At 69.1% G+C, this 11,900-nt stretch carries 9 protein-coding genes; 5 read left to right on the forward strand and 4 right to left on the reverse strand.

The window, feature by feature from the left end; translation table 11 throughout:
- The first annotated feature begins 11 nt into the window (after positions 1-11).
- Both ACWGIC_RS37670 and ACWGIC_RS37675 read left to right on the forward strand, forming a co-directional pair.
- A complete protein-coding gene (locus tag ACWGIC_RS37670; protein WP_452080718.1) occupies positions 12-1,925 on the forward strand; it encodes a propionyl-CoA synthetase in 1,914 nt (637 codons plus the stop codon).
- Between the two features lie 119 nt (positions 1,926-2,044).
- Entirely contained in the window at positions 2,045-3,619 is a 1,575-nt protein-coding gene (locus ACWGIC_RS37675; protein ID WP_452080719.1) for a beta-N-acetylhexosaminidase, read from the forward strand.
- On the opposite strand, the gene ACWGIC_RS37680 is transcribed toward ACWGIC_RS37675, so the two are convergent.
- The gene (locus ACWGIC_RS37680) at positions 3,596-4,285 is read right to left on the reverse strand and encodes an MOSC domain-containing protein (RefSeq protein WP_452080720.1); all 690 of its coding nucleotides are present in this window, start codon (positions 4,283-4,285) and stop codon (positions 3,596-3,598) included. The genes ACWGIC_RS37675 and ACWGIC_RS37680 overlap by 24 nt on opposite strands.
- Positions 4,286-4,317: 32 nt before the next feature.
- A complete protein-coding gene (locus tag ACWGIC_RS37685; protein WP_452080721.1) occupies positions 4,318-5,229 on the reverse strand; it encodes a LysR family transcriptional regulator in 912 nt (303 codons plus the stop codon).
- 125 nt (positions 5,230-5,354) lie between these two features.
- Here ACWGIC_RS37685 and ACWGIC_RS37690 point away from each other — a divergent pair, with 125 nt between their 5' ends.
- Entirely contained in the window at positions 5,355-6,743 is a 1,389-nt protein-coding gene (locus ACWGIC_RS37690) for a M20 family metallopeptidase (RefSeq protein WP_452080722.1), read from the forward strand.
- Complete coding sequence (locus ACWGIC_RS37695; protein WP_452080723.1) at positions 6,737-8,011, forward strand: MFS transporter; 1,275 nt, start codon at positions 6,737-6,739, stop codon at positions 8,009-8,011. The genes ACWGIC_RS37690 and ACWGIC_RS37695 overlap by 7 nt, the downstream gene beginning before the upstream one ends.
- Positions 8,012-8,020: 9 nt before the next feature.
- Here the strand turns inward: ACWGIC_RS37695 and ACWGIC_RS37700 are convergent, their stop codons facing one another.
- Both ACWGIC_RS37700 and adh read right to left on the reverse strand, forming a co-directional pair.
- Entirely contained in the window at positions 8,021-8,392 is a 372-nt protein-coding gene (locus tag ACWGIC_RS37700; protein ID WP_452080724.1) for a DUF779 domain-containing protein, read from the reverse strand.
- A complete protein-coding gene (gene adh, locus ACWGIC_RS37705) occupies positions 8,392-9,915 on the reverse strand; it encodes an aldehyde dehydrogenase (protein WP_452080725.1) in 1,524 nt (507 codons plus the stop codon). The genes ACWGIC_RS37700 and adh overlap by 1 nt, the downstream gene beginning before the upstream one ends.
- Positions 9,916-10,021: 106 nt before the next feature.
- Between adh and ACWGIC_RS37710 the strand changes: the two genes are divergently transcribed.
- The gene (locus ACWGIC_RS37710; protein WP_452080726.1) at positions 10,022-11,494 is read left to right on the forward strand and encodes a GAF domain-containing protein; all 1,473 of its coding nucleotides are present in this window, start codon (positions 10,022-10,024) and stop codon (positions 11,492-11,494) included.
- The last annotated feature ends 406 nt before the right edge of the window (positions 11,495-11,900 follow it).

The following is an 11,900-nucleotide window of genomic DNA, read 5'->3' on the forward strand; positions in this document are numbered from 1 at the left end:
GAAAGGCCATCATGAGGGCAGATTCGGCCGTCGGCGGCAAAGGAGACCTCGTGGGCGCGTACACCGAGACGTATCGGCGCAGTCTGGACGACCCGGAGCACTTCTGGCTCGAAGCCGCCCGGGCGATCGACTGGACGAAACGGCCCACTCGCGCGCTCGACTCCTCCGCCGCGCCGTTCTACCGCTGGTATCCCGACGGCGAGCTGAACACGTCCTACAACGCGCTCGACCGGCACGCCGACGGCGGCCGCGGGGCGCAGGACGCGCTGATCTGGGATTCGCCGGTCACCGGTCGCAAACGCCGCTACACCTACGCCGAACTGCGGGACGAGGTCGCGACCTTCGCCGGCGCGCTCGCGTCGCTCGGGGTAACCCGAGGCGATCGCGTGATCCTCTACCTGCCGATGATTCCGCAGGCGGTCATCGCGATGCTCGCCTGCGCGCGGATCGGCGCGGTGCATTCGGTGGTGTTCGGCGGGTTCGCGCCGAAGGAGCTGGCCGCGCGGATCGAAGACGCCAAGCCGAAGCTGATCCTCGCCGCGTCGTGCGGGATCGAGCCGACGCGGATCGTCGAGTACAAGCCGATCATCGACGCTGCCCTCAAGGCCACCGAGCATCAGCCGGAGCACGTCGTGGTGTTCCAGCGCGAGCAGGCGCGCGCGGAACTGTCCGGCTCCGACCTCGACTGGACCGACCTCGTCGCCGACGCCGACCCGGTGGATCCGGTTCCGGTGAAGGCGACCGACCCGCTGTACATCCTCTACACCTCCGGCACCACGGGGCGGCCGAAGGGCGTGGTCCGCGACGCGGGCGGGCACGCGGTCGCGCTGGCGTGGTCGATGGGTGCGCTGTACGACATTCACGCTGGGGATGTGTGGTGGACGGCTTCCGACGTCGGCTGGGTCGTCGGGCACTCGTACATCGTCTACGCGCCGCTGCTGGTCGGGGCGACAACCGTGCTGTACGAAGGAAAACCCGTTGGAACGCCCGACGCTGGCGCGTTCTGGCGGGTCATCTCCGAGCATGGTGTGCAGGCGCTTTTCACCGCACCGACGGCGTTGCGCGCGGTGAAGAAGGTGGATCCGGACGCCGACGAACTCAAAAAGTACGACCTGTCCCAGTTCCGCACCCTGTTCATGGCGGGCGAGCGGCTCGACCCGGAGACCTACCACTGGGCGCACGACATCCTCGGCACGCCGGTCGTCGACCACTGGTGGCAGACCGAAACCGGCTGGCCGATCGCGGCCAACCCGCGCGGTCTCGAACCGATGCCGGTCAAACCCGGGTCGGCGACGAAACCGGTGCCCGGCTGGGACGTGCGCATCCTCGACCAGGCGGGCGAGGAACTGCTAGCCGGTCGCGAGGGCGCGATCACGCTGAAACTGCCGCTGCCGCCGGGTTCGCTGCCGACGCTGTGGGGCGACGACGAGCGCTACCGCGAGGCGTACCTGTCGCGTTATCCCGGCTACTACCTGACCGGCGATTCGGGCTACCTCGACGAGGACGGCTATCTCTTCGTCATGGGCCGCACCGACGACGTGATCAACGTGGCCGGGCACCGGCTGTCGACCGGCTCGATGGAGGCGGTGCTGGCGTCGCATCCGGCCGTCGCGGAGTGTGCGGTGATCGGGGTCGCGGATCAGCTGAAGGGGCAGGTGCCGCGCGGTTTCGTGGTGCTCAAGGCGGGTGTCGAAATGCCCGAGGACCAGTTGCGCGACGAGCTGGTGGCGCTGGTCCGGCGCGACATCGGGCCGGTGGCGGCGTTCCGGGACGTGTCCGTGGTCGGCGCGCTGCCGAAGACTCGCTCGGGGAAGATCCTGCGCAAGACGATGCGCGGGATCGCGGACGGGCGCGACGAGCCGGTTCCGTCGACGATCGAGGATCCGTCGGTGCTCGACGCGTTGCGGGCGATCCTGCGGCCCTGAGCATCCCGGCGAACGGGACATCCGGCGTCAGCCGACCCTTTCGGACGTTGTCAGCGTCCCCGGTAGTGGTCTATACCTCTTGGAGTCCGCCTTCTCCGCGACGCGACCGGAGGTATGCCGTGAGGAAGACCCTGTCCAGGGCCGTGCTTGGGGTGACCGTGCTCGGGCTCGCCGCGGTGGGAGTGCCCGGGCCGGCCGCGGCGAGTCCCGCGCCCAGCGAACGGCAGGTCACCGACCTCGTGCCGGCGCCGGTGCACGCCGTGGCGAAGGCGGACGCCACCTTCCGGCTCACGCCGCTGACCGTGATCCGCGCCGGGCGCGGCACCGGGGACGTCGCGGCGTACCTGCGCGGGCTGCTGCGTCCGGCGACCGGCTTCCCGCTGCCGGTCGTCCCGGCGAGCCCTGGATTGTCCGCGATCTCGCTCGACCTCGGCCACGCCGACCCGCGCGTCGGCGACGAGGGATATCAGCTCGACGTCACGAAGAACGGCGTCCGGCTGCGCGCCAACACCTCCACCGGGCTGTTCGTCGGCGTCCAGTCGCTGCGGCAGCTGCTGCCGTCCGCGATCGAGGCGAAGTCGGTGCAGCACCGCACATGGACGATCGCCGGCGGCAGCGTGCTCGACTACCCGCGGTTCGCCCACCGCGGCGCGATGCTCGACGTCGCGCGGCATTTCTTCACGCCCGCACAGGTGAAGAAGTACATCGACCAGATCGTCCAGTACAAGATCAACACGCTGCACCTGCACCTCAGCGACGACCAGGGCTGGCGCATCGAAATCAAGAGCTGGCCCCGGCTGGCGACCGAAGGCGGCAAGACCGCGGCGTACGGCGACCCGGGCGGCTACTACACGCAGGAGCAGTACCGCGACATCGTCGCGTACGCCGCGAGCCGGCACATAACGGTGGTGCCGGAAATCGACATGCCTGGGCACACGAACGCCGCCCAGTCGGTGTACGCCGAACTCAACTGTGACGGCAAGGCCGTCCCGCCGCGCACCGACATCGAGGTCGGCTACAGCTCGCTGTGCATCAATTCGCCCGCCACGTACCGATTCGTGGAAGACGTGATCCGCGAACTCGCCGCGATCACCCCCGGCAAATTCATCGGCATCGGCGGCGACGAAGCACATTCGACGCCCGCCGCGGACTACAAAACCTTCTACGAGAAGGTAAGCCCGATGGTCGCCAAGTACGGCAAGCTGATCACCGGCTGGCACGAGATCGCGAAGACGCCGCTGCCGACGTCCGCCGTGCCGCAGTACTGGGACCAGGGCGGCCCGAACGCGGACCTGGCCGCCGCCGCGGCGCACGGGAACAAGTTCGTCATGTCGCCCGCCAACCACGCCTATCTCGACATGAAGTACACGGAATCGACGAAACTGGGCCAGGACTGGGCCGGTCTGGTCGAAGTCCGCGACGCCTACGAATGGGACCCGGCGAAGCTCGTTCCCGGCGTCGGGGAGAAGTCCGTCGCCGGGGTCGAAGCTCCACTGTGGACGGAAACCATCCGGACCAGCGACGACATCGAGTACATGGCCTTCCCGCGCCTGCCCGGCGTCGCGGAGATCGGCTGGTCGCCGCAATCGTCGCGCGGCTGGGACGGTTACCGGGACCGCATCGCCAAACAGGCACCTCGCTGGGAAGCGCAGGGAATCGACTTCTACCGCTCACCGCAGGTCGACTGGAAGTAGCTCCCTAGCGCGGTCCACTTTGGACTGGACGCCCTTGCGGTAAGTCTCCGGCAACGCGGCCGTCGACAGCACCCGCTCGGCCAGTTCCAGCATCGGCCCGGGGCCTGGCAGCTGCGCGTAGTTCGCCGACGCGGCGAGGAACGTCTCCCCGACGGTCGGCCCCTCGGCCTGTTCCACGAGGTCGAGCGGCCCGGCCGTCGGGACGGTGCCCGGCCGCAGCACGCGCAGGTACCAGCCGCAGCGCTGGGTGCTGATCATCGCGGGCACGACGTCCTTGCGGCCGGTCCGCATCGCGAGCTTGAAACACGGATGCCGTGGCTGGGCGATCTGCACGAGCGCGTCGCCCCAGGCCCAGACGTCGCCGATCCGCGCGTCGCTCTCCAGCACGCCGTGCACGGAGAGGTTCTCGCCGAAGTCGCCGTGCGCCACGGAGTAGCCCTCCGCGGTCCACACTGGATAGTGCTCGATCGGGTAGACGTAGACGGCTTTGTCGGGGCCGCCGTGCACCGAGAGGTCGGCTTGGCGGTCTCCGGCCAGGTTCAGTTCGGACAGTGCCAGTTCCCCGGCTTCGACCCGGGTTTTCCGGATCGCGCTCAGGACCGGCTGGTCCCGCTGGTGGCCGAGCACGCTCGGTTCGCCCACGTAGACGTCTTTCAGCGACAACATGAGGTGAACCTAGCAAGCCCGGCCAACGCGGCTCACCGCGTGCGAGGAGGCCGGACCAGCGACGTCAGCACCGCGACGAAGCGGGTCAGCGCCGGGGGCAACGAGCGGCCGGCCATCGTCTGCACCTGCGCCTCCCGCTTCCCGAAGACCGGGTTGTCCACGAGCACGTAGGCGACTCCCTCGGCGGCCGCGTCGGCGTGTGGTTCGCCAAGTCCGCCGACCAGCGCGATCCCGCCGCCCCGGCGCACGAACTCGTACTGCGGCGCCAGCTCTCCGCACACCAGAACCGCGTCGACCGTGCGATCCTCCAGCCGCACGGCGATGTCCAGCAATTCCCGCAGGCTTTGCCCAGGAACAGGCAGCGCCAGCGGGTAGTCGCACAGCTCGGCCACGCTCAGGCTGTCGCGTCCGGCCAGCGGGTGTCCGAGCGGAACGATCGCGTACACCGGGACGACCACCGCGCTCTCGACCCGCACCTCTCGCTGCAGCCCGGTCGCGTACGTCACCGCGACGTCGGCAGAACCTTCCAGCACCCGGCGGGTCGCCTCCTCGCGACCGACGACGTCGAGCCGGAACGTCACCTCGGGATGGTCCTCCCGAAACCGCGCCATCGCCTGCGGCACCACCCGCCGCGCGAATCCTTCGGTACACGCCACGGTGAACGACCTGGCCTTCCGGTCGCGTCCGGAGCGCAGTTCGCCGAGCAGCGCCGCGGACTCGGCTTCTGTCCGGCGCAGGTGGTCGAGCAGCAGATTCCCGGCTTCGGTCGGCACCATGCCGCGCGGATGCCGGACGAACAGCGGCACCCCGATCGACGTTTCGAGCTTCGCGATCTGCCTGCTGATCGCCGAGGGCGCGACGGTGAGCGCGGCCGCCGCCTCGGTCACCGAACCCGTGCGGGCGACCTCCAGGAAGTAGGCCAGTCCCGTCGGCAAGAGCCGCATCTAGCCCTCCTCGATTCCGGTTTGCCGAAATGAGAACGGTAGCCGATCCAAACGGCAATAGTCACGACGCCGTACCGCGGCTTACGCTGCGCCGACAGCCGCCCTGACTCCCGGGAGGAATCCCCGTGACATCGACGGAACTGCTCGCCAAAGCCCGGTACCAAGTGGACTCCGGAGTTTTCTTCGCCGAGCTGGCCCGGCTCGTCAGTTATCCCACGGTGAGCACCAGCCCGGACGGACGTGTTGCTGTCAAGGCATACCTGGCCGAGGTGCTGAAGCCGACGTTGACCGCGCTTGGCTGCGCGGTCGAGACGTATCCGAACCCCGATCCGGCCGGCGGCCCGTTCCTCGTGGCGACCCGGCTGGAATCGCCCGAGCTGCCGACCTTGCTGTGCTACGGGCACGCCGACGTGGTCGACGGACAGGCCGGACGGTGGAGCGAAGACCGCGATCCGTGGACGCTGACCGCCGACGGCGAACGCTGGTACGGCCGCGGCACCGCGGACAACAAGGGCCAGCACCTGGTCAATCTCACCGCGTTGCGGCTGGTGCTCGACCACCGGGGAGCGCTGGGCTTCAATCTGAAGTTCCTCTTCGAAACCGGGGAGGAGATCGGCTCCCCCGGGCTCGCCGAGTTCGCTGCCCAGCACCGGGAATTGCTGGCGGCCGACGTGCTGATCGCGTCCGACGGTCCCCGGCTGGACGCGGCTACGCCGACGTTGTTCCTTGGCGCGCGGGGCGGCGTGCGGATCACCCTCGACGCGGATCTGCGGCCGGACGCCTACCATTCCGGCAACTGGGGCGGGCTGCTGCGCAACCCCGCGACGACGCTCGCCGGGGCGATCTCGTGCCTGGTCGACGGGCACGGCCGCATCCAACTTCCCGAACTGCTGCCGGACGAACTGCCGGACACCGTGCGCGAAGCGCTCGCCGGGGTCGTCGTCGCGAACACCCCCGGCGACCCGGTGCCGGACGAGGGCTGGGGCGCACCGGGACTGACCGCGGCCGAACGGCTCTACGGCTGGAACACCTTGGAGGTACTGGCGTTCGGCGCGGCCGACGTGGACCGGCCGGTGAACGCGATCCCCGGCCGGGCGCGCGCGGTGCTGCAACTGCGTTACGTCACTGGGACCACTCTCGACGGCATGGCCGAGGCGATTCGGAAACATCTTGCCGCACAAGGTTTTTCGATGGTCGACGTGAGCCTTTCCGAGAGCTATCCGGCCAGTCGCACTCCGGTTGAGAACCCCTGGGTGCAGTGGGCGCGGACCGTTCTCTCCCAGGCCGCCGGCACCGAGGCCGTCACGCTGCCCAGCTTCGGCGGAGGCCTGCCCAACCACGTCTTCACCGACATTCTCGGCATGCCGACGCTGTGGCTGCCGCACTCCTACCCCGGCTGCCTGCAGCACGCCCCGGACGAACATCTGCTCGCGCCGATCGCCCGGGAAGGGCTCGTCCTCGCCACGGCGCTGTTCGACGCCCTCGGCCAGAACGGAAAGGACGTCCGATGCTGAGCGCTGAGAACACCTCTTCGACCACGACCCGAAGCGGCACGCGGCGGGCGGTCGCCGCGGCGGTCATCGGCAACGCGCTGGAATGGTTCGACATCGCTGTCTACGCGTTGATGGCCAGCTACATCGGCAAGGCGTTCTTCCCCCACGACGACCCTGGCGTCCAGTTGGTGGAAGCCTACGCCGTTTTCGGCATCACCTTCCTGATCCGGCCGCTCGGCGCGCTGGTTCTCGGCTCGTACGCCGACCGTCGTGGCAGGCGACGCGCGCTGGTGCTGACGATCCGGCTGATGGTGATCGGCACGTTCCTGCTCGCCGTCCTGCCGGGGTACGACACGATCGGCGTGTTCGCTCCGATCGGCGTGCTCGTCGCCCGGCTCCTGCAGGGCTTCGCCGCGGGCGGCGAATTCGGGGCGGCGACGTCGTTTCTCATCGAGCGCGACGACCGGCGCAAGGGCTTCCTCGGCAGTTTCCAGTTCGCCAGCCAAGGGTTGGCGACCCTGCTGTCGGCCGCGTTCGCAGCCGGACTGACCGCCTTGCTGCCCGCCTCCGAGATGGCGTCGTGGGGCTGGCGGATCCCGTTCGTGTTCGGTCTCCTGGTCGGTCCGGTCGGCTACTACCTGCGCCGCCACGTCGACGAATCCCCGCGACCGGTGGAAGACCGGCCGAAATCGGCGGTGCGCGAGGTGTTCCGCGAACAGTGGGGCGGCCTGTTGATCGCGGGCGGTGCGCTGGTCGTTTCGACGTCGCTGAACTTCATCCTGCAGTCGCTGCCCGCGTTCGCGATCAAGAACCTCGGCCTTGACGCCTCGGCGTCCTTCGCCGCGTTGCTGATCACTTCGGTGTTGCTGACCCTGGTGCCGCCGCTGGCCGGTTTGCTCTCGGACCGCTACGGCGGCATCCGCATGATGACCGGAGCCGCGGTGCTGATCGGGATTTCGGTGCTGCCGCTGTATCTCTGGGTCACTTCAGCGCGCTCGTTCGCCGTGCTGGCGGTCGCGATGGCAGTGCTGGGACTGCTGAAGGCAGTCTACTTCGGACCGTTGCCCGCGATGATGGCCAGCGTGTTCCCGACGCAGACCCGCGCGACCGGGCTGGCGTTCAGCTACAACGCGGCGGTCGGTGTCTTCGGCGGTTTCACCCCGGCCATCGCGAGCACGCTGGTGGCTACGACCGGATCGCCGATCTCCCCGGGCTATTACCTGGTGGCGACCGCCTTGGTCAGCCTGACGGCCTTGTTCGCCGCTCGCCGGACCCGGGGGATCCGGTGAGCGGCGAGGTCATCCGTTCAGCTCCGCCGACTCCTCGTCGCTGAACAGCCGGGACCGGATGAGGAACCGCACCCCTTCCGGCGCTTCGAGCGAAAACCCGCTCCCCCGGCCGGGCACCACGTCGATGGTCAGATGCGTATGCCGCCAGTACTCGAACTGCGGCCCGGACATCCACACCGGCACCGGGTCGATCCCTTCCACCGTCAGGTCCCCCAGGTGCACGTCGCGGGCACCGACGCGGAATTCCCCTGCGGGATAACACATCGGGGCGCTGCCGTCGCAGCATCCGCCGGACTGGTGGAACATCACCGGCCCGTGGACCGGCACCAGCCGCCGCAGCAGGTCGGCGGCGGCCGGTGTCAGGTCGACCCGCTGGGTCATCAGAAGAAGCCCAGCGCCTGGTCGGAGTAGGAGACCAGCATGTTCTTCGTCTGCTGGTAGTGGTCCAGCATCATCTTGTGCGTCTCGCGGCCGATGCCGGACGCCTTGTAACCGCCGAACGCCGCGTGCGCCGGATAGGCGTGGTAGTTGTTCACCCACACCCGGCCGGCCTGGATGTCGCGGCCAGCGCGGTAGGCGGTGTTCCCGTCGCGCGACCAGACGCCGGCGCCGAGGCCGTACAGGGTGTCGTTGGCGATCTTGAGCGCGTCGTCGTAGTCGTCGAACTTCGCCACGGACACCACCGGGCCGAAGATCTCCTCCTGGAAGATGCGCATCTTGTTGTCGCCCTCGAACACCGTCGGCTGCACGTAGTAGCCGCCGGACAGGTCGCCGCCGAGGTCGGAACGCTCCCCGCCGGTGAGCACCTTCGCGCCCTCCTGCCTGCCGATGTCGAGATAGGACAGGATTTTCTCGAGCTGGTCGTTCGAGGCCTGCGCGCCGATCATCGTTTCGGTGTCGAGCGGGTTGCCCTGTTTGATCTTCTTCACGCGCTCGACCGCGTCGCCGAGGAACCGGTCGTAGATGCCGGACTGGATCAGCGCGCGCGACGGGCAGGTGCAGACTTCGCCCTGGTTCAGCGCGAAAAGCGCGAAGCCCTCCTGCGCCTTGTCGTAGAACGCGTCGTTGGCCGCGGCGACGTCGTCGAAGAAGATGTTCGGGCTCTTGCCGCCGAGCTCGACGGTCACCGGGATGATGTTTTCGCTGGCGTACTGCAGGATCAGCCGCCCGGTCGTCGTCTCGCCGGTAAACGCGACCTTGCGGACGCGATTGCTCGACGCGAGCGGTTTGCCCGCCTCGACGCCGAACCCGTTGACGACGTTCAGCACGCCCGGCGGGATCAGGTCGCCGATGATCGACAGCAGCAGGTGGATCGACGCCGGGGTCTGCTCGGCGGGCTTCAGCACGATCGCGTTGCCCGCGGCCAGCGCCGGGGCGAGCTTCCATACCGCCATCAGCAGCGGGAAGTTCCACGGGATGATCTGGGCGACGACCCCCAGCGGCTCGTGGAAATGGTAGGCGACGGTGTTGTCGTCGATCTGCGAGATGCCGCCCTCCTGGGCGCGCAGGGCTCCGGCGAAGTAGCGGAAGTGGTCGATCGCGAGCGGGATGTCGGCGGCGAGGGTTTCGCGGACCGGCTTGCCGTTCTCCCAGGCCTCGGCGACCGCGATCCTCTCGAGGTTCTGTTCCATCCGGTCGGCGATCTTGAGCAGGATGTTCGCGCGCTCCTCGGCCGAGGTGCGGCCCCACGCGGGCGCGGCGCCCTCGGCCGCGTCGAGCGCCCGGTCGACGTCGGCCGCCGTGCCGCGGGCGATCTCGGTGAAGGTCTTCCCGGTCACCGGCGTCGGGTTCTCGAAGTACTGCCCGCCCGCCGGCGCGACGTATTCGCCGCCGATGTAGTGGTCGTAGCGAGTCTCGTAGTCGACGACGGCGCCGTCGGTGTTCGGTGCGGCGTATACGGCCATCTTGCCCTGCCTCGTTGCTGGTCGGTGACGGTCGGCGGCGACCGTAGGCCGGGCAACGTTGCGCCAACGTTGCAGCCTTGTGACCAGGGTCTCTACTCTCGTCCACGTGGCAGAGCCGCCCGAACCCGACCTGTTGCGCGATCCGGAGTCGTACGCGCGACTGCTCCGGCACGTCCGCGAAGCGGTGCTGTCCGGGGCCACCGCGCCGCGCTCCCCGCGCTCGGTGGTGTCGGCGTCGTGGGAACGCTCGCTGGCCGCGCGCGTCGACCCCGACGCCGGCGAGGCCCCGCTGGTCTGCGAGGCGGACGAACTCACCGACCTGCGCGCGGAGCATCCGCTGGCCCCGGTGCTGCCGCTGTTGCGCGAGATGCTGGTGAGCATCGCCGACGACGCCGAGCACATGATGATCGTGACCGACGCGAACGGGCTCATCCTGTGGCGCGAGGGCGCGACCGGCGTGCTGCTGCGCGCGGACCGGGTCGCGCTCACCGAGGGCACGCGGTGGAGCGAAGAGGCGATCGGCACGAACGCGATGGGCACCACGCTCGCGACAGGGAAACCGGTGCAGATCTACTCCGCCGAACACCTCGTGCGCCGCTACCACACGTGGACCTGCGCGGCGGCCCCCGTACGCGACCCGGACACCGGCGCATTGCTCGGCTCGATCGACGTCAGCGGCCCGCTCCGCACCGTGCATCCGGCGATGTTGTCGCTGGTCACGGCCACGGCGCAGCTTGCTGAGGGACGGCTGCGGGCGCAGCTGGCGCTCCGGGACGAGAAGGTGCGGCGGGCGAACATGCCGCACTTGGCGTCGTTGCGAGGCCGCCCCGGCGCGCTCCTTTCCGCGGGCGGACGGGTGCTGGCCGCCGAATCGTGCACCCTTCCGTCCACTGTGGAGGTACGGAAAGGCGGTGGCACGGTGACGCTGCCGGACGGACGGATCGCCACCGTCGACCCGCTCGACGAGGGCTACCTGCTGCGCATCGCCACCTCCGGCTCCGCGCCCCGGCGGAGGCTGTCCCTCGAATACCTCACCGACGGTCCCGGATCGACCACTGTGGACGGTCGAGACGTTCCGTTCACCTTGCGGCACGCCGAATTGCTGACCCTGCTCGCGCTGCAGCCGCGCGGGTTGTCGGCGGAGAAACTGGCGTTGCAGTTGTATGGGGAGGCGGGCAATCCGGTGACCGTGCGCGCGGAGATCCACCGGTTGCGCACTCAGCTCGGCACTGGGGTTTTACAGACGCGCCCGTACCGGCTCGCGGCCACAGTGGACGCGGATTTCCTGCGCACCAAAGCCGCACTGCGCGCCGGGGACGCCGCGGCAGCGGTTCGGTCGTTCCGCGGTCCGCTGCTCGCCGAGTCGGAGTCGCCTGCGATTCTTGAGGAACGCGAGTCGATCAGCGCGCAGGTCCGGCAGCTGGCGTTGAACAGCGGGGACGCGGATACGTTGTGGGCGTTCTGGGAAACCTCTTGCGGGGCCGATGATCTGGAGATTCTGGACGCGTTGTCCGCCGCCCTTCCCGCTTCCGATCCACGGCTTGCCGCAGTGCGGACTCACCGGGCCCGGCTGGGTTAAGCGCGCCCCGATGGGGTTTTCTTGGCAGTGCGGGGCGGGGTGCGTCGCCGGGGGGGGTGAGGCGTGGGGCCACTGGTAGGACTTGATTTGCGAAGATCGAATCCTGAAACTCCAGAGGCCCCACGTGATTGCCTACGGTGCCACACTCGACGTGGCGCGCGAGCTTGCCCTGTTCGTCGCGCGTGTCCTGCACGCCGAGCGCCGCCGCCCTCCTCAAAACCCGCTGGCGAGCACTCCGACACGTCACCCTCTGCCCCACACGCATCGGCCGCATCGCCCAAGCAGCCCTCACCCACCACGAACACCACAACCACTACTGAGAAAACCCCAATGTGGCATTGGGTGCGTCCGACGCACCGAACGCCACATTGGGTGCGTCGCATGCACCCAATGCCACATTGGGGCG

Source organism: Amycolatopsis sp. NPDC054798 (genome assembly GCF_053611505.1).